19 protein-coding genes are annotated in these 18,476 nt (G+C 64.0%); 8 read left to right on the forward strand and 11 right to left on the reverse strand.

Annotated elements, in window-relative coordinates; all coding sequences use genetic code 11:
• Positions 1-5 precede the first annotated feature (5 nt).
• The 5 genes from pstA (at position 6) to fdhF (ending at position 6,698) form a co-directional block, all read left to right on the forward strand.
• Positions 6-1,283: a phosphate ABC transporter permease PstA gene (gene pstA, locus R8L07_09205; GenBank protein MDW3205712.1), complete on the forward strand. Its 1,278-nt coding sequence runs from the start codon at positions 6-8 to the stop codon at positions 1,281-1,283.
• Between the two features lie 51 nt (positions 1,284-1,334).
• A complete protein-coding gene (pstB, locus tag R8L07_09210) occupies positions 1,335-2,135 on the forward strand; it encodes a phosphate ABC transporter ATP-binding protein PstB (GenBank protein ID MDW3205713.1) in 801 nt (266 codons plus the stop codon).
• A gap of 79 nt (positions 2,136-2,214) precedes the next feature.
• The gene (gene phoU, locus R8L07_09215; protein ID MDW3205714.1) at positions 2,215-2,997 is read left to right on the forward strand and encodes a phosphate signaling complex protein PhoU; all 783 of its coding nucleotides are present in this window, start codon (positions 2,215-2,217) and stop codon (positions 2,995-2,997) included.
• Positions 2,990-3,727, forward strand: coding sequence for a phosphate regulon transcriptional regulator PhoB (gene phoB / locus R8L07_09220; protein ID MDW3205715.1), 738 nt, complete (start codon positions 2,990-2,992; stop codon positions 3,725-3,727). The genes phoU and phoB overlap by 8 nt, the downstream gene beginning before the upstream one ends.
• A gap of 187 nt (positions 3,728-3,914) precedes the next feature.
• Positions 3,915-6,698 carry a formate dehydrogenase subunit alpha gene (gene fdhF, locus R8L07_09225; protein ID MDW3205716.1) on the forward strand — a complete coding sequence of 928 codons (2,784 nt, stop codon included), beginning with the start codon at positions 3,915-3,917 and terminating at the stop codon, positions 6,696-6,698.
• Positions 6,699-6,708: 10 nt separating this feature from the next.
• On the opposite strand, the gene R8L07_09230 is transcribed toward fdhF, so the two are convergent.
• Entirely contained in the window at positions 6,709-7,383 is a 675-nt protein-coding gene (locus tag R8L07_09230) for an extensin family protein (GenBank protein MDW3205717.1), read from the reverse strand.
• A gap of 134 nt (positions 7,384-7,517) precedes the next feature.
• Entirely contained in the window at positions 7,518-8,951 is a 1,434-nt protein-coding gene (pyk, locus tag R8L07_09235; protein MDW3205718.1) for a pyruvate kinase, read from the reverse strand.
• Between the two features lie 182 nt (positions 8,952-9,133).
• Between pyk and R8L07_09240 the strand changes: the two genes are divergently transcribed.
• On the forward strand, positions 9,134-10,009 hold the full coding sequence (locus R8L07_09240; protein MDW3205719.1) for an IclR family transcriptional regulator C-terminal domain-containing protein: 876 nt from the start codon (positions 9,134-9,136) through the stop codon (positions 10,007-10,009).
• 22 nt (positions 10,010-10,031) lie between these two features.
• Here the strand turns inward: R8L07_09240 and R8L07_09245 are convergent, their stop codons facing one another.
• Positions 10,032-10,625 (reverse strand): UbiX family flavin prenyltransferase, encoded by a 594-nt coding sequence (locus R8L07_09245; protein MDW3205720.1) that lies wholly within the window; start codon positions 10,623-10,625, stop codon positions 10,032-10,034.
• 395 nt (positions 10,626-11,020) lie between these two features.
• On the opposite strand from R8L07_09245, the gene R8L07_09250 reads away from it, so the two are divergent.
• Both R8L07_09250 and R8L07_09255 read left to right on the forward strand, forming a co-directional pair.
• Positions 11,021-11,185, forward strand: coding sequence for a DUF465 domain-containing protein (locus R8L07_09250; protein MDW3205721.1), 165 nt, complete (start codon positions 11,021-11,023; stop codon positions 11,183-11,185).
• Positions 11,186-11,743: 558 nt separating this feature from the next.
• The gene (locus tag R8L07_09255) at positions 11,744-12,103 is read left to right on the forward strand and encodes a helix-turn-helix transcriptional regulator (GenBank protein ID MDW3205722.1); all 360 of its coding nucleotides are present in this window, start codon (positions 11,744-11,746) and stop codon (positions 12,101-12,103) included.
• Positions 12,104-12,113: 10 nt separating this feature from the next.
• On the opposite strand, the gene R8L07_09260 is transcribed toward R8L07_09255, so the two are convergent.
• The 8 genes from R8L07_09260 to R8L07_09295 all read right to left on the reverse strand — a co-directional run bounded on the left by R8L07_09260 (position 12,114) and on the right by R8L07_09295 (position 18,473).
• Positions 12,114-13,058, reverse strand: coding sequence for an aminotransferase class IV (locus tag R8L07_09260; protein ID MDW3205723.1), 945 nt, complete (start codon positions 13,056-13,058; stop codon positions 12,114-12,116).
• 8 nt (positions 13,059-13,066) lie between these two features.
• On the reverse strand, positions 13,067-14,692 hold the full coding sequence (locus R8L07_09265) for an acyl-CoA synthetase (GenBank protein ID MDW3205724.1): 1,626 nt from the start codon (positions 14,690-14,692) through the stop codon (positions 13,067-13,069).
• Between the two features lie 96 nt (positions 14,693-14,788).
• Entirely contained in the window at positions 14,789-15,343 is a 555-nt protein-coding gene (locus tag R8L07_09270; protein ID MDW3205725.1) for a 3TM-type holin, read from the reverse strand.
• Positions 15,340-15,849, reverse strand: a complete 510-nt coding sequence (locus R8L07_09275; GenBank protein MDW3205726.1) for a cell wall hydrolase — start codon at positions 15,847-15,849, stop codon at positions 15,340-15,342. The genes R8L07_09270 and R8L07_09275 overlap by 4 nt, the downstream gene beginning before the upstream one ends.
• A complete protein-coding gene (locus tag R8L07_09280; GenBank protein ID MDW3205727.1) occupies positions 15,846-16,154 on the reverse strand; it encodes a hypothetical protein in 309 nt (102 codons plus the stop codon). Before R8L07_09280 ends, R8L07_09275 begins: the two co-directional genes overlap by 4 nt.
• A 28-nt stretch (positions 16,155-16,182) precedes the next feature.
• Positions 16,183-17,658 carry a phage terminase large subunit gene (gene terL / locus R8L07_09285; GenBank protein ID MDW3205728.1) on the reverse strand — a complete coding sequence of 492 codons (1,476 nt, stop codon included), beginning with the start codon at positions 17,656-17,658 and terminating at the stop codon, positions 16,183-16,185.
• Positions 17,651-17,959 carry a hypothetical protein gene (locus tag R8L07_09290; protein MDW3205729.1) on the reverse strand — a complete coding sequence of 103 codons (309 nt, stop codon included), beginning with the start codon at positions 17,957-17,959 and terminating at the stop codon, positions 17,651-17,653. Before R8L07_09290 ends, terL begins: the two co-directional genes overlap by 8 nt.
• A 139-nt stretch (positions 17,960-18,098) precedes the next feature.
• Complete coding sequence (locus tag R8L07_09295; protein MDW3205730.1) at positions 18,099-18,473, reverse strand: DUF4376 domain-containing protein; 375 nt, start codon at positions 18,471-18,473, stop codon at positions 18,099-18,101.
• Positions 18,474-18,476 lie beyond the last annotated feature (3 nt).

The raw sequence follows: 18,476 nt of genomic DNA on the forward strand, positions 1-18,476 counted from the left end.
CAGAAATGGCCACTCAAGTTTCCGATGTTGGCGTCGCCGGCGCCCGCAAGAAGCACAACCAGCGCCGGCGCAACGCGAATATCCGGCTTCAGGCCTATGGCATCGGTGCGATCGCGCTGGCGATCCTGATGCTGGGCGTGCTGTTCACGTCGCTGCTCTATACCGGGGCCTCGTCCTTCATCCAGACGCATATCGATCTGGAAGTCACGATCGATCCCGAGCTGGTGAAGCCGGACGAGATCCAGCAGGGCAATTTCCGGGTCGTCGTGCGGCGTGCCTTCGAGGACATGTTCCCCGAGGTGCAGTCCCGCAACGACAAGCGCGCGATGTACCAGATCCCGTCGAACGGCGCGCAGTACCAGGTCCGCGATCTGGTGCTGGACGATCCCGACCTGATCGGCCGGACCATCACGGTCACGGTGCCGGTTTCCGACGCGTTCGATCAGTTCCACAAGGGCGTCATTCCGCGCGACGTGCCGGAAGAACAGCGGAAGGTGAACGATTTCCAGATCGGCCTGTGGGACACCCTGGACGAGAAGGGGCTGATCAGCACGCCGTTCAACTGGACCCTGTTCTTCTCCGCCGACAGCCGGTTCCCGGAACTGGCGGGGATGTCCGGCGCGATCGTCGGGTCGTTCTATGCGCTGCTGGTCTGCTTCCTGATTAGTTTCCCGGTCGGCATTGCCGCCGCGGTCTATCTTGAGGAATTCGCACCGAAGAACCGCCTGACCGCCCTGATCGAAGTCAACATCAACAATCTGGCCGCGGTGCCGTCCGTGGTGTTCGGCCTGCTCGGCCTTGCGGTCTTCATCCAGTTCTTCGGCCTGCCCCGTTCGGCACCGCTGGTCGGCGGCATGGTACTGTCGCTGATGACCCTGCCGACCATCATCATCTCGACCCGGGCCGCGCTGAAGGCCGTGCCGCCGTCGATCCGCGAAGGCGGGTTCGGCATCGGCGCCTCGCACCAGCAGGTGATCATGCATCACGTGCTGCCGCTGGCGATGCCGGGTATCCTGACCGGCACGATCATCGGGCTGGCCCAGGCGCTCGGGGAATCGGCACCGCTGCTGCTGATCGGCATGAACGCCTTCATCACCTCCGACCCCGGCGGGATCATGGATCCGGCGACGGCCCTGCCGACGCAGATCTTTATCTGGGCCGACAGCCCTGAGCGCGGCTTCGTCGCAAGAACCTCCGCGGCGATCCTGGTTCTGATCGGGTTCCTGGTCGCAATGAACCTTATCGCTGTCGTGCTCCGTCAACGCTTTCAGAGAAAATGGTAGGATATGATGTCTTCGAATATTTCTGACACGGTCGCCGAGCCCGCCAACGGCATGGAGTCCGATCTCGGCGGCGCGGCCGCCAGGAGCGGCACCGGCGAAGTGAAGGTGAAGGGCCGGGACGTCTGCGTTTTCTACGGCGAGAAGCAGGCCCTGTTCGACGTCAATATCGACATCATGGAACGGGAAGTGACGGCGTTGATCGGTCCGTCGGGCTGCGGCAAGTCGACCTTCCTGCGCTGCCTGAACCGGATGAACGACGTGGTCGACATCTGCCGTGTGACCGGCGACATCACCATGGACGGCCAGAACATCTACGACAAAGCCGTCGATGTCGTGCATCTGCGCGCCCGGGTCGGCATGGTGTTCCAGAAGCCGAACCCCTTTCCGAAGTCGATCTACGAGAACATCGCCTACGGTCCGCGCATTCACGGCCTGACCCGCAACAAGGCGGAGATGGACGAGGTCGTCGAGACCTCGCTGCAGAAGGCCGGCCTGTGGAACGAGGTGAAGGATCGCCTCGACGCGCCGGGCACCGGCCTGTCGGGCGGCCAGCAGCAGCGCCTCTGTATCGCGCGTGCCATCGCGGTCGCGCCGGAAGTCATCCTGATGGATGAGCCGTGCTCGGCCCTCGACCCGATCGCCACGGCGAAGATCGAGGATCTGATCCACGAACTGCGCGAGAACTACACGATCGCCATCGTCACCCACTCGATGCAGCAGGCCGCCCGCGTCTCGCAGAAGACGGCCTTCTTCCACCTCGGCGTTCTGGTGGAATACGGCGAAACCGAACAGATCTTCACCAACCCGAAAGACGAGCGAACCCAGGGCTACATCACCGGCCGTTTCGGCTGATAACCGACGAATCCTGTTATTCTGGGCGGGCGCGCCATCGGGGCGGTCCGGCAGGTTTCAGCAAGAAAGTACGAAAACCATGGCAGACGTTTCTCACGGCCACATTGTCGCCGCCTACGACGCGGAATTCAACAAGCTGACCAAGCTGCTGGCCCGTATGGGCGGCCTGGCGGAAAGCCAGCTGGCGAACGCGCTGACGGCGATTGAAAAACGCGACAACACTCTGGCCAAGACGGTCAAGGACGGCGACAAGGAAATCGACGCGCTGGAGCGCGAGATCGAGAGTCTGGTCGTGCGGATGCTGGCTCTGCGCCAGCCGATGGCGAATGATCTGCGCTATATTGTGGCGACCCTGCGCACATCGTCGGACATCGAACGGATCGGCGATTACGCGAAAAACATCGCGAAGCGCGCGCTGGCCCTCAACCAGATGCCGTCGGAACCGCTGCTGCGCGGCGTGGTGCGGATCGGCCGTCCGGTACAGACCATGCTGAAGGACGTCATGGACGCCCATCTGCAGGGCGATACCAACAAGGCGATCGAGGTCTGGGAGGCCGACGAGGATGTCGATGCGCTCTATACCAGCCTGTTCCGCGAATTGCTGACCTACATGATGGAAGACCCGCGGCACATTACGCCCTGCACCCATCTGCTGTTCATCGCCAAGAACCTGGAACGGATCGGCGACCACGCCACCAACATCGCCGAGACCATCCATTTCCAGGTCGAGGGCGTGCCGCTGAGCGAACGCCGCCCGAAGGCCGATGCTTCCAATTATGCGACGATGCGGCCGGAAGACGAAGACGGTGCGGATGACGATGATGATGACGCCGGAGACGACAAGGATGAGAACGATGCCTGATGCCATCCGGGATCACGGAGGGGTCAAACCGATGAGCGGCATGAAGCCCAAGATTCTGATCGTCGAAGACGAAACCGCGGTCGTCACGCTGCTGCGCTACAATCTCGAGCATCAGGGGTTCGAGGTCGATGCGGTCTCCGACGGTGAGGAAGCGCTGGTCGCGATCGAGGAAAACCCGCCGGATCTGGTCCTGCTGGACTGGATGCTGCCGCAGCTTTCCGGCATCGAGGTCTGCCGGCAACTGCGCCGCCGACCGGCGACGAAGCAATTGCCGATCATCCTGCTGACCGCGCGGGGTGAGGAGGCGGATACGGTGCGTGGCCTCGATTCCGGTGCCGATGATTACGTCACCAAGCCGTTCTCGCCCGCCGAACTGACCGCCCGCGTCCATGCGCTGCTGCGCCGGTCGCGCCCGGCCCTGTCGGACGAGGCGCTGAGCGTCGCGGACCTGCAGATGGACCTCGCCGCGCATCGCGTTCATCGCGCCGGCCGCGAGATCAAGCTGGGCCCGACCGAATACCGTCTGCTGCGCCATTTCATGGAGCATCCGGGCCGGGTCTTCAGCCGGGAACAATTGCTGGACGCCGTCTGGGGCCGCGACGTTTATGTCGAACTGCGCACCGTCGACGTGCATATCCGGCGCCTGCGCAAGGCGCTGAACGAGGGCGGCGAGGCCGATGTGATCCGCACCGTCCGCTCCGCCGGCTACGCCCTGGAGCCGCAGAGCTGAGTGCCGGGCACCGGCGGTCGTTAACCGGCCGCCGGGATGCTTGACGCTCCTATCTCCCTCGACGCCGCATATTGGCTATAAATCCGTTCGTCCCTGCGGCACTCTGCGGCTCGGCTGGACAGGACCCGCCTGTCCGGTGACACTGTGTCTCCGCGATGTGACACCTGTGCCTGACAGAGGACCGATTATGCCCGATTCCGCGTTGAAAACCGTCACTTTCCAACTCGACGGCCGCGACGTGACCGCTTATGGCGACGAAAGCATCTGGCAGGTTGCCCAGCGCGAGGGCGTCGAGATTCCGCATCTCTGCTGGCAGCCGGAGCCGGGGTATCGCGCCGACGGCAATTGCCGCGCCTGCATGGTTGAGATCGAGGGCGAACGCACCCTGGCCGCGTCCTGCATCCGCAAGCCGAGCGAAGGCATGGTGGTCCGGTCCGCCTCCGAACGGGCCAAGGCGTCGCGCGACATGGTGTTCGAACTGCTTCTGGCCGACCAGCCGGAGCGTGAGCAGGCCCATGAGACCGACAGCAAGTTCTGGACCTGGATCGACCGGATGGATGTCGAGACGTCGCGCTTCCCGCGCCGCGCCGCACCGGCGACCGACGCCAGCCATCCGGCCATGCGCGTCAATCTGGATGCCTGCATTCACTGCAATCTGTGCGTCCGCGCCTGCCGCGAAGTGCAGGTCAACGACGTCATCGGCATGGCCTATCGCGGCCACGGGGCGAAGATCGTCTTCGATTTCGACGATCCGATGGGCGAAAGCACCTGCGTCGCCTGCGGCGAATGTGTCCAGGCCTGCCCGACCGGGGCGCTGATGCCGGCCCTGAAGGTCGACGAGAACCAGGTCTATCTGGGCAAGGCCGACAAGGTCGTCGACAGCGTCTGCCCATTCTGCGGCGTCGGCTGTCAGACCGAGATTCATGTGAAGGACAACAAGATCGTCGAGGTCCGGGGCAAGAACGGTCCGGCCAATCAGCAGCGGCTCTGTGTGAAGGGCCGTTTCGGCATGGACTATGCCAGTCACCCGGCGCGCCTGACCAAGCCGCTGATCCGCAAGGAAGGCGTCGGCAAGGCCTGGGATACCGAGGTCGACCCGATGGACCCGTCGACCCATTTCCGCGAGGCGTCCTGGGAAGAGGCGCTGGAGGTCGCGATCAGCGGCCTGAAGAAGATCCGCGACGAAAAGGGCGGCAGGGCGCTGGCCGGTTTCGGTTCGGCCAAGGGCTCGAACGAGGAAGCCTATCTGTTCCAGAAACTGGTCCGCACCGGTTTCGGCACCAACAATGTCGATCACTGCACGCGCCTGTGCCACGCCTCCTCGGTCGCGGCGCTGATGGAAGGCGTCAATTCCGGCGCGGTGACGGCCCCGTTCACGGCGGCCAATGATGCCGACTGCATGATCGTGATCGGTGCGCGGCCGGCGCAGAACCACCCGGTCGCGGCGACCTATCTGAAACAGGCGGCGAAGCGCGGCGCGAAACTGATCATCATGGATCCGCGCGGCCAGAACCTGTCGCGCTATGCCTGGAAGCATCTGCAGTTCACGCCGGGCCGCGACGTGCCGCTGCTGAACGCGATGATCCACACGATCATCGAGGAAGGCCTGGTCGACGAGCAGTTCGTGCAGGCCCGCGTCGACAATTACGAGGCGGTGAAGGAAAACGCCAAGCGCTTCTCGCCGGAAGACATGGCCCCGGTCTGCGGCATTGATGCCGAGACGATCCGCGAAGTCGCGCGGACCTACGCCAGGTCCGAGAAGTCGATCATCTTCTGGGGCATGGGCGTGTCGCAGCATGTCCACGGCACTGACAATTCGCGCTGCCTGATCACGCTGGCGGCCATCACCGGTCAGGTCGGCAGGCCCGGCACCGGCCTGCATCCGCTGCGCGGCCAGAACAATGTCCAGGGCGCGTCCGATGCCGGCCTGATCCCGATGGTCTATCCGGACTACAAATCGGTCGAGGCGGACGAGATCCGCACGATGTACGAGAATTTCTGGGGCACCAAGCTGGACCCGAACCGCGGCCTGACGGTGGTCGAGATCGTCCATGCCATCCTGGAGGACGAGATCACCGGCATGTATGTCATGGGCGAAAACCCGGCCATGTCGGACCCGGACGCCCGCCATGCCCGGGAGGCGCTGGCGAAGCTCGAACATCTGGTCGTCCAGGACATTTTCCTGACCGAGACCTGCTATCACGCCGATGTTGTCTTCCCGGCCTCCGCCAAGGCGGAAAAATGGGGCACCTTCACCAATACGAACCGTCAGGTGCAGCTGGCCCGCCCGGCCCTGACCCTGCCCGGCGAGGCGCGCCAGGACTGGGAACTGATTCAGGAAATCGCACGTGGCCTCGGCCTCGACTGGAGTTACACGCACCCCAAGGATGTCTTCGCCGAAATGGGCGAGATCATGCAGTCGCTGAACGGCATCACCTGGGACCGGCTGGAGAACGAGAACGCCGTCACCTATCCCTGCGATGACGAGACCCATCCGGGCCACGAGATCATCTTCGCGGAACGGTTCCCGACCGCATCGGGCCGTGTGAAGGTGGTACCTACCGATCTGGTTCCGCCGGCGGAATTGCCGGACGAGGATTATCCGATGGTCCTGACCACCGGCCGCCTGCTGGAGCATTGGCATACCGGCGCGATGACACGGCGTGCCGCGGTTCTGGACACGCTGGAGCCGGAAGCGGTGGCTCATCTGCACCCGCGCTGGATGGCGAAGAACGGCGTGAAGCCGGGGGATTACGTCGAGGTCTATACCCGTCGTGGCGCCGTGAAGGTGAAGGCGCGGGCCGACCGGGACGTGACCGAGGACATGGTCTTCATCCCCTTCTGCTTCGCCGAAGGCCCGGCCAACATGCTGACCAACCCGCAGCTCGACCCGTTCGGGAAGATCCCCGAATTCAAGTTCTGCGCGGCCAAGGTCTCCCGCATCGACCAGCACGCGGAGGCGGCGGAGTAGGGCGCCCCCGTCAGACCAGTTCGGTCTGTGGCTGAACCGCCAGGGTGTCCTTCACGATCGTGGCGATACCGGCCAGGAAGCTGCGGTAATTGTCGACCTTGCTGATCGACCCCAGGCCCATGCTCTGGCGGGCGGCGCGCAGGGCGTCGTTGGTGCCTGAGCCGTATTCGCCGTCGATCGACAGGTTCTTGTCGAAGAAGGCATTCAGGACCTCCTGATAGAAATAGGTCACCGATTTCGATTCCCGGAACGCGACCGGCCGGCCGAGATCGATATGCAGATGGTCTTCATGCGCCGGGTTGTAGTTGTAGCCCAGAACGGTGCCGAAATGGCGCAGGCAACAGGCCTGGATGCCGAGATAGAGCACCTTGTCCTGGCGCTGCTGACTGGTGAGGAATCGGCGGTTCTGCCACAGGATGCCGTCCAGATCGAAGGCCTTTCCCAAGCCGTGCTGGCCCGGCTTGTCGACATAGGCTCCGGCGCTCAGGATCGCCACCGGCGCGCCGAAACGCGGCGGCGCCAGGGCAAAGACCTCCCCGAACAGCGCATTCAGGGCCGCCTCCGTCTCCGGCGTTGCATAAAATCGGCGCGGTACGCCCAGGCTGCCATATTCGGCGACCGGCAGGCGGTCGTAATGGACCGGCACGCCGCACAGGCGCTCGAAATAATGGGATGGTGCTGGCATGACCCCCTCCTCTCCTCAAAGGTATGATTTGGACACTATACCCGATAAACGAGTGAAATTCCCCGAAAACGGAAAAAGACCCGCAATCCGGTGGAATTGCGGGTCCAGAAGGCGCGGATGCTGGCGGCCAGCGTTTAGCCGGTTTCGGTCACGCCGCCGATACGGGCGATACGCAAGAGATTGGTCTTGCCGGGCGTGCTGAAGGGGACGCCGGCAGTGATGACGATGCGGTCGCCCTCGTCGCCGAAACCGTCGATCTTGGCCTGATGCGTGGCGGTGGCGGACATGTCGTCCAGGTCCTGGGCATCGGGCACCCGCGCGGGATGGACACCCCAGACCAGCGCCAGGCGGCGGGCGGTGTCGTCACGCGGGGTCAGGCCCAGGATCGGTGAGGGCGGACGCTCGCGGGCAACCCGCAGGGTCGTCGATCCCGATGTCGTATAGGTCGCGATGGCATTGACCTCCAGCGTCGCCGCCATCTGGGCGGCCGCGGTCGCAACCGCATCGGCGGTGGTCGGCAGGGGTTTCTGGCGCTGGGCCTCCAGTCCCTTGCGGTAGACCGGGTCCTTTTCAACCCGTTCGATGATGCGGTTCATCATGGCAACCGCCTCCTCGGCATACTCGCCGACCGCGGTTTCGGCGGACAGCATGACCGCGTCGGCACCGGAATAGACCGCCGTGGCGACATCCGACGCTTCGGCGCGGGTCGGCACCGGGCGCTCGACCATGGAATCCAGCATCTGGGTGGCAACGACCACGGGCTTCCCGGCCAGGCGGCAGGCCTCGATGATGCGGCGCTGTTGCACGGGAACGTCTTCCGGCGGCATTTCGACACCCAGGTCCCCACGCGCCACCATCAGCGCGTCCGCGGCGGCGACGATCTCGTCCAGCTTGTCGATCGCGGCGGGCTTCTCCAGCTTGGCCAGAATGCCGGCCTTGCCCTGGATCAGGGCCCGTGCTTCCTCGATATCCTCCGGCCGCTGCACGAAACTCAGCGCGACCCAATCGACACCCAGGCTCAACCCGTATTCCAGATCGGCCCGGTCCTTTTCGGTCAGCGGCGACAGCGGCAGTACGACACCGGGCACATTCACGCCCTTGCGTTCGGACAGCGGGCCGCCGACCGCGACCGAGCAATCGGCGGAACTGTCGTCGCAGCGCTCCACGGTCAGGCGAATGCGGCCGTCGTCCAGCAGCAGGTCCGCCCCCTTCTCCAGGGCCTGGAAAATTTCCGGATGCGGCAGCGTGACACGATTGCCATCCCCCTCGGTCTCGTCCAGGTCGAGACGGAACCTGGCGCCGTCCTTCAGTTCAATCGGGCCATCCTTGAAGGTGCCGATGCGCAGTTTCGGGCCCTGCAGATCCATCATCACCGCAATCGGACGGGCGCTGCTGCGCTCGAGATTCCGGATCGCATCCAGCCGCGCCTTGTGTTCGGCATGGGCGCCGTGGCTGAAATTCAGGCGAAACACGTCCGCGCCGGCGTTGAACAGGGTCTCGATCGATTTGGCGTCCCCGGTTCCGGGGCCCAGTGTGGCGACAATCTTGGTACGGTGCTGACGGCGCATAACGGCGCGAACTCCCTGAAATTCGGGCGGTGATCCCCGCCCCTGATCAATACTGCGGTGCACTATAATCAAGCACACCGATGATTGCTTGAAAATTCCCACCCGACGCGGCAAATCAGAAGGAAGATTTTCCATACAGCGGAAAAATAACCGCTGAAGACGAGCCGGGGGTGCGATCGGGTATGACTGATCTTGGCGACGATATGCGCAAGGCTGACGCGGAACCGGTTCGGCGGCGGGGACGGCCCGCGGCGGAAGGCAACGGTTCCGGCGGGGGCGACGGCGGGGTGCGTTCGCTCAGCCGCGCCCTGTCGCTGCTGGAAGATGTCGCCGCCCATGCCGAGGGCGTGACCCTGGGCGACCTGGCACAGCGGGCGGATCTGGCACCGTCGACGGCGCACCGGCTGCTCAAGACACTGGAATCCCGTCGCTTCGTCACCCAGGACGCGGAGCGCGGCCTGTGGTTCACCGGTGTGCAGGCCTTCATCGTCGGCACCGGGTTCCTGCGCAACCGCGACATGGTCGGGATTGCCCGGCCCTTCATGTACAAGGCGATGGAGGAGAGCGGGGAATCGGTCAATCTGGCGATCCCGGATGGCAGCGAAACGATCTACCTTTCCCAGGTCGAAAGCCGCCAGATGATGCGGGCCCTGGCACCCCCCGGGGGCCGCGCGCCGCTCCATGCCTCCGGTGTCGGAAAGGCGATCCTCGCCGGGCTGGCGCCCGATGCGGCGGGGGAGAAGATCAAATCCCTGACTTTTGCGGAATACACCGACAAGACGGTCCGCAACGGTGTTGCCCTGATGGAGGACATCGCCCGGGCGCGATCCCGCGCCTATGCGGTCGATGACGAGGAACATGCCGTGGGCCTGCGCTGTGTCGCCTCCCCTGTCTTCAACGAATATGCCGAACCGGTCGCGGCGATTTCGATCTCCGGACCCCAGGCCCGCATTCCCGATGACCGGCTGCCGGAACTGGGCGGGCTGATCGACCGCATTGCCCGCGCGATCACCGGCGCCATCGGCGGCAAAATCCCGGCCGGCTTCGGCAAGGGGTGAGGGCCCGGCGGGCGCGTCAGGCTCAACTGCCGGCGGCGTCGCGGGCGGGCGCGTCCGTCTTCCAGCGGCGGACCAGATCGCTGTCGATCCCGAACAGGTCCAGCACCCGGCCGACCGAATGGTCGACCACGGCGTCCAGGCTTTCGGGCCGTGCGTAGAAGGCGGGCACCGGCGGCGCGATGATGCCCCCCATTTCGGTCACGGTCGTCATGTTGCGCAGATGCACCAGCGTCAGCGGCGTTTCCCGCGTCATCAGGACCAGCCGGCGGCGCTCCTTCAGGACGACATCGGCGGCGCGGCCCATCAGGGAGGACGTGACGCCGGTGGCGATCTCGGCCAGCGACTTCATCGAACAGGGGGCGACGACCATGCCGTCCGATGGGAAGGACCCGCTGGCACAGGGCGCGCCGACATCGCCGATGGCATAGGAGACATCCGCCATGTCGCGCAGATCGCGCGGCTTCAGGTCGGTTTCATAGGCCAGGGTCATCTCTGCGGCCTTGGACAGGATCAGATGGGTCTCCACCCCGGCATCGCGCAGCGCTTCCAGCATCCGGATTCCATAGATCACCCCGGACGCGCCACTGATTCCGACCACGAGTTTGCGCTGCACCATCGATTCACCCTTCACATCGAAACTGGGTATAGTATCTTAGAAGATAGCGATGCCGCCGCAATCCGCCAGCTGTGACTGGCGGCGATACGGCTGGGATCCGGAACGGTTCGGCCCCGTCCAGGGCATTGACTCAGGTCTCTGCTGCAAGGGCGGCCTTGTCGGGCGCAGGTTCCGACGCTTCGCACGCCGTGCGAGGTACCGCGAGAGACGCAACAAGGCGTAAAAGGGAGGATCGACCCATCCGCACGTGACTTGAGCTGCTGGAGACGATCCATATCGCCTTCACCGCTTTTCTGCGTGCACGCCTTGGTCTCCCCAATCGGGCCTTCGTCCTGCCGTCAGTCTGGCGGCCGAACCGGATAGGCCATGTTGGAAACTGAGGGAGACTCATTGCAATGAGCACCGTCCACCGCATCGAAAGTCTGAAATCCAAGCACGCTCAGATCGATCAGCACCTGATGGCGGAAGCCTCCAGGCCGATGCCGGACGAAGCGAAGCTCTTGTCGCTGAAGAAGAAGAAGCTTCAAATCAAGGATGAATTGCATTCGCTCGGCGGCTAGTCCGACCCTGTGAGCGCCGGGCCGCCCCGCGCGGCCCGGCCCATCCTTTTCCCGTCGACACGGCACCTGACGCCGTGTCTCCGTGACGAAGTGCGTCTGCGCATCCGGTTTCCCGGAATGCGGCGGAGGCGGTCATTCTTTTGACCGAAAATTACCCCAATCGAAATCTTGCGATTTTGTCGCACCGAACAATCTTAGAGGTCTGTCCGGCCCTGACGACTGCTGGCAAGTAGAGACGCAAGGTTGTGCGACTTCTGCGAGTTGTCGACCTGTCGCATTCGTTGTGTTACTTGTGAAGAATAAGGATTCCATCAGTATAGGTTGTCAGTCTGCGGTTACATAAAAAGTATATCTATTTTTAGATTGTTGCGACTATGAGTAAACAAACCTGTAAGGCGTGATGCTCAAAGTAATTCAATTTGAAAAATTGCAGAATCCTTGAATGAATGGGGCAACTCCCGATTCGGACAATTCGAATGATGGAAGGGCCATGTCCCGCACGCCGCGCATAGGGGCGCTGATGCGGACAGAGCAAGAGAAGATAGAGGGTAAGAAAACATGCCGCATCCTGTAGACGTTACCGTCGGCAATCGGGTCCGGGAATTCCGGATTCGCAAGGGCCTGTCGCAGCAGGCGCTGGGCGAACGGGTAGGCGTCAGTTTCCAGCAGATTCAGAAATACGAGCGCGGGACCAATCGCATGGGATCGTCGCGCCTGGTTCAGATCGCCGACGTCCTGGACGTGCCGGTGTCGGCCTTCTTCGAAGGCCTGGGCCGCCTGCAGGACGTCGAGGCCGTGCCGGAGGAAGGTCCGTTGAACGTCAAGGCGTCCAAGGTCGCGCGCGACTGGCAGCGGATCGGCGATGATCGCCTGCAGTCCAAGGTCGCGGAAATGATGCGCGCGCTGGCGCGCAGCTGACGCGACGGTCTCAGAACCCGGTCCGGGTTGGCCCGTCGCGCAGGAAGTTCAGGTACTGGCCGACATAGTCCATACCGACAAGATCCGCAAAAAGCCCCATGATCCGTTTCGTCACCGGCCCGGCGGACCCCAGATAGGGCCGGCCGTTCAGGCTGCGCACCGGGCAGACGCAAAGACTGGTCGAGGTGAAGAACGCCTCGGACGCGGATGTGGCGGCGTGGAGTGGGATATCGCGCTCTTCAACCGGGATTCCGTTGTTTCGGCACAGATCGATCACCGCGCCGCGTGAGACCCCGGGCAGGATATAATCGCTTCGCGGGGTATGAACCTTGCCGTTGCGTACGAAGAAAACGTTGCAGCCGATCCCCTCGGCCAGATTGCCGTTGATGTCGAGCTGCAGCGCCCAGGCGCCGGGCCGCACGGCGGTGACTTCGCGCTGGGCCAGCATGGCATTCATGTAGTTGTTGATCTTGGCGTTGGGACTCAGCGCCTCGGGCGGTACCCGCTTCAGCGGTGCGATCACCGCCTCGATCCCGTCCCGGAACATCGCCGCCCGGGCCCGCAAGGGCAGCGGCGTGCACTCGATCAGCACTGTCGGCCCGTCCTGGATCGGCGGCTCCCCGTCCAGCGGCATGACACCGCGCGAAATGCGCTGCGACACCCAGTAATCCTCGCCCGGTGGCAGCAGCGGGCGGTTGCGGCGGACCAGTTCCTCGGTAGCCTCGATGATGTCCTGCCGGTCCATGTCGATGGCGATCCGGCAATAGGCCAGGCTGTCGAACAGCCGGTCGACATGTTCCTTCAGCCGGAACAGGCGCCCTTCGAAGGTGCGCGCGGTGTCGAAGACGGCATCGCCATAGACGAAACCGGTATCCCGGAAGGACAGCAGGGCCCGGCTTTCCGGGACGAAGGCGCCGTTCAGAAAGACGCTGCGCTCGTTGCGGACACTTTCCATGACGTCCCCTAAATCTCGGCGGCGCGGTCGCGCAGCACGAATTTCTGAACCTTGCCGGTCGATGTCTTGGGCAGCGGGCCGAAGACCACATGGCGCGGACATTTGAACCGGGCCAGATTTTCGCGGGCAAATTCGATGATCTCTTCCGCCGTCGCATCCTCGCCGTCGCGCAGGGTGACGAAGGCGCAGGGCGTTTCGCCCCACTTCTCGTCGGGTTTCGCGACCACGGCGGCTTCCAGCACTTTCGGGTGACTGTACAGCGTGTTCTCGACCTCAATGGTGGAGATGTTCTCACCGCCTGAAATGATGATGTCCTTCGACCGGTCCTTCAGCTCGATATAGCCGTCCGGATGCCAGACCCCGAGATCCCCGGAATGGAACCAGCCGCCACGGAAGGCCTCTTCGGTGGCCTTCGGGTTCTTCAGATAGCCCCGCATGACGACATTGCCGCGGAAGAAGACCTCGCCCATCGTCTTGCCGTCCTGCGGCACAGGCTCCAGGGTTTCGGGATTGGCGACGATCAGATCCTCCAGCACATGATAGTTCACGCCCTGGCGGGATTTCAGCCGGGCCCGTTCCTCCGGCGGCAGGTCGTTCCACTCCGAATGCCAGTCACAGACCACCGCGGGGCCGTAAACCTCGGTCAGGCCGTAGACATGGGTGATGTGGAAGCCCTGTTCTTCCATGCGCTGCAGCACGGCGGCGGGCGGCGGCGCGGCGGCGGTCATGACCTCGACCCTGTGCGGCAGGTCGCGCCGTTCCTCCGGCCTGGCGTTGATCACCATGCCCAGCACGATGGGCGCACCGCAGAAATGGGTGACGCCCTGATCAGCGATCGCATTGAAAATGTTGGCACCGCTGACCTGCCGCAGACAGACGCTGGTTCCGGCAATGGCGGCGAGCGTCCAGGGGAAGCACCAGCCATTGCAATGGAACATCGGCAGGGTCCAAAGATAGCGCGCGGCGCCGTTAATGCCCCAGGTCACGACATTGCCCAGCGCCAGCAGATAGGCGCCGCGACTGTGGTAGACGACACCCTTCGGATTGCCGGTCGTGCCGCTGGTATAGTTCAGCGCGACGGCCTGCCATTCGTCGGCGGGCGGGCCGTAGTCGAAATCCGGATCGCCGGTTTCCAAGAAGGCCTCGTACTCCATCTCGCCCAGCGCATCCCCCCGGGCGGCGGCCAATGGATCGTCGATATCGATCACCAGCATGTCGCGCCCGGCCTCGGCCAGGGCGGCCCTGATGGTGTCGGCATACTCCCGGTCGGTGATAAGGGCCTTGGCTTCGCCGTGATTCAGAATGAAGGCGATGGTGGACGCGTCCAGACGGGTATTCAGCGCATTCAGGACCGCGCCCAACATCAGAACCCCGAAATGCGCTTCATAGAGCGCCGGTACATTCGGTGCCATGACCGCGACCGTATCGCCCTTTCCGACACCCCGCTGTGCCAGGGCCGAGGCCAGACGCCGGCAGCGCGCTTCCGTTTGGGACCATGTGAAGGAGGTCGGACCGTGAACCACTGCCTCGCCATCGGGAAAGACCCTGGCGGCGCGTTTCAGAAAGCTTAACGGGGACAAGGCCGTGTAATTGGCGTCGTTCCGGTCCAATCCGGTTTCGAACGGGTGCGTCATCCAGGTCCTCCCGATGGGCTGCGCTCGGCATGCTTTTTCGTTGCCGGAACATTGCCCCATGGCTTGCAGGAGGAAAAGGGGCGGCGGGTGTGAAAGTCACTTCGACGGGGTTCTGCCGGACAGACCCTGGATCAACCCGGTCAGTATTCCGGGCCTTTCGCCCTGGCCGGACAGTTTTTCGGACGACCGCTTGTAGACATAGATGCCCAGAACCGAGAGACCGACGGTCCAGATCGTGCCCAAGGAGGCGATGGCGGCGATGACCGGGCCGGCCTTGTCCGGCTCGACGGCGACCACATAGGCGACAGCGCCCATCTGTGCCGCCCAGGTAAGCGCCATGATATAGCCGAAGGTCGGTCGCATGCGGCGAACATAGGGGTCGTCGCTTTGCGCCTCCGCCCGAATGGTGCGGTTGACCTGTTCCAACCAGGTCCGGTCGGTTTGGGCAGCCAGTTCCGCGATCCGTTCCACGTGGCGGTTGGCTTCCTGCAGGTCGGTGCCGGACAGCCGGCCGGCGCCGATTTCCGCCTCGACCTCGGTCAGGGCGGCGCCGGCGGCCTTCGCAACCGGATTGCCGGATTCGGACAGGGCCCCGCCCACTGCCTTGACCAGCAGCGGCAGCCCGATCTGGGCCAGCAGCATCGGGATCATGCCGGCACCTCCGGATCCAAGATATCCTGGACCGTTTCGTCTTCGTTCGGGGTTGCATGGTGGTCGCGATAGAACAGCCGCCGCCCGATGACAACGGTAGGCTCCAGACCGTGGGCCCACCAGGGCATCTCATGCGCACGGTGATAGCGGACCGCGCCGGATGTCGGATCGACCAACGCACCGCGGACCGCCCGGCAGGCGATCCGGCGACAGACCGCGAATACCGGATCGTCGGGCCGAACGTTCATCAGGTCGCGCCGCGCCTCCGGGGACCTGCGCCAACAGTCGAACTGGTCCGGCCCGAGGCAGGCTTCAACGACCGTGCCGCCCCACCAGTCGAATCCGAACTGGCTGCGGGCCCGTTTGACCCGGTTCATGACCACGGCGGCGACGGCCTCCTTGCCGCGCACCGAATCGGCCCGGGCCTCGCCCCAGATCGTGCGGGCCAGGGTGTCGATCGCCGTTTCCTGGGCGGCGATCTGTGGCGGCGAATCGAATGCCGTCATTGTTGTCTCCTTGCGGTCAGGGTTTGGGAATCAAGCTTGGACTCGATGCGCAACAGGTGGTCGGTCAGGCGTTCCTCCAGGTCCTTGAGCTGACTTGTGGAGGCATAGGATTTGGCGACTTCCAGCTTGTAGGCGGCCAACGCTTCGCGGGCCTGAGCCACCGAGGCATCCAGTCGCCGCCGGTGCTGGTCGAGGGCGATGTCCTGGTCGCGGCGTGTTCGCCAGACCAGCCACCACAACCCTGTCAGGGCTGGAATCTCCACGACCGTGATCCACCAGATCACGTCGATCGACGTGCCGTTCATGGCAGCTTCCTTTTTCAGTGGGTAAGGGTCAGACGTCGAAGTCGGTGACCGCCGTGATCGACCCGCTGCCGCGCCAGCGTTGCCGGGCATGCATCGCCGGCGTACGCGGCAGGCGGACCGGTTCCGCGGTCAGGCAGCCGGCGACGGCATCCAGCCCGTCATCCCGATTGGTGAGACCCGGGCGCCACTCCCGCATTTCCAGGGGGAAGGGGGTCGTCAGAACGCTGCGATGGCAGGCAATCTGCCCGGCGGATAGAACGACGTCGAAGGCGGCGAGGATGCGTGTATCCTTGTTCTCTCGCGAATGGTGTTCCAGTACGGCGCAGGCCAATTGCGCCTCATCCAGCGCCCGACGCAGCAGGCCGGGCAGGAACCGGCCGATCCCGTTCGTCTCGATGGTGACGGACGGCAAATGATTGCGCCGTATGAAACGCGCGACGGCGCGGCATTGCTGCCGGGCCTCATCCAGCGCCGCCTGCGGGTCGACCTGGAGGTACTGAACCCGGTGAAGCCGATAACAGCCATCCTCGCCCGTGAAGACGCAGGCCACGACCGACGAGTCCGTCCTGGATGAGGCGCCATAGGCCGGGTCCCACCAGGCCGAGGCGGAGACCATTCGAACCCCGTCCAGCATGAGGACGGTCTCGCCGTTTCGATCGATCAGCTCGGTCGGTCCGTCATAGACGCGCATCCGGTCGGGATCCAGGCGTGCCTCGGTGCTGTTTGTCGGGCACAGCATCATCTGGCTCTGGAACTTTGCCTCACCATGACGGCGGCGCAGCTGATCGATCTTCCGGTGGTCGAATCGCTCCGGCCAGGCCGATTCCCCGGTTTCGGACAGTATGGGGATGGTCAGCCTGTGATAGCCGTCCAGGAACGGTGTCTCTTCACCGGATTCGGGCCGGACCTCTGCGGCATAGATGGTGTAATGGCTGTGCGGCGTGCCGACAAAGAGGATGGTCCCGTCCGGGGTCAGTACATAATCGACCTCTCCCAGCCGGGTGCGCAGTTCCACCCGTTTCGCGACACTGGCGCAGGTATTGGGCACCTCCACATCGTCGCAGATGATGACGTCGGCACGGCTGCCGGTCAGGTTCGCGCCGATGCCGCGCGCCAGCATGGATGGATCGCGCTGTTCGAGCGGTCGGCGAACGGTGAATCTGTCCGATGCCCACTGATCGATACGCTCCGGCTTCAGGCCGGCGGTCAGAGGGTGCCGTTCGATGATGCGTTTCACATTTCGGACCATGCGCCCGGCCAGGTCCTGTTCGGCGGCCAGAACCAGAATGCGAAGGTTCGGGTCCACGCGCAGCAGCCAGGCACAGAACAATCCGACAAGGGTCGACTTGCCGGCAGCGCGAAAGGCCTGAAGCAGCAGCCGCCTCTCCTGGCGCCGCCAGCACAGGTCGAGCCAATCGCAGATCCGTCGATGCAAAAGGGGCAGGTCACGGCCCTGAAGCCGGTTCCAGATCCAGACGAACTCCGGGAAAGTACAGTCAGTCATCCGCCCTGTTCCCGCCGTCCTGCGAGGTTTGCTTCCGATCCGCTTCCAAGGCTTTGCGCGCCGTTCCCAACAGGGTCTCGATCCTCTCGGAATCGGTCCCTGCCTGGGCGTCTTCCTGCCTCAATGCGGTTTCGGCGAGGTCGATGATCTGCTCGATGTGGGCCAAGGCTGCCTTGGCTCCGGTCTGGGAGGCCGCGAACAGCTTCGGGTCGTCAGAGGGGGGACAGGTGGCGATGCGTTGATAGGCCTCAATCGCGGCATCCAGCATCGCCGGCAGTTTCTGAAGGAGCCGGGATCGCATGTTCCGAACCCGGCCCCGACGCGGCCGGCCGCGTTTCGAAGATGACTTCTGCACTGTCTTTTATCCTTGTTATTGAGCGATGCCGGAAAAGAAAAACCCCGCGTGGGCGGGGATGGCTGAACCGGTTTAGGAACCGCGGTCAGAGATCGACCCGCTCCGGAGCAGGCCAGTTTCGGTCGTTTGGAATGTCCTTCGGCGGGTTTTGCTGCAGGGCTGCCGAACTGGCGAGGCAGGCGGTTCGGTAGCGCCGTTGCGCATCGAAAACGCGCCGCGCCTCATCGACAGAACGGAGGGTCACAATGTCTCCAGCCGCTGTCCGGAAAGTCGCACCGTCCGCATCGATCAAACCATCCCGGAAGGATTGCAGCACCTCCCCCATGCGCTGGGTGGAGGCATCGTCCGCCCGAAAGGTCCGGCCGTTTACCAGGATACCCTTGGCGATGCGCCGTTCCGCTTCCAGTCGGATCTGTCGTGTGACACTGACGGGACCGTTGGATTCCACAATGTACGGCATTTT

Source organism: Alphaproteobacteria bacterium (genome assembly GCA_033344895.1).
Taxonomy (GTDB): Bacteria; Pseudomonadota; Alphaproteobacteria; order UBA8366; family Aestuariispiraceae; genus Pacificispira.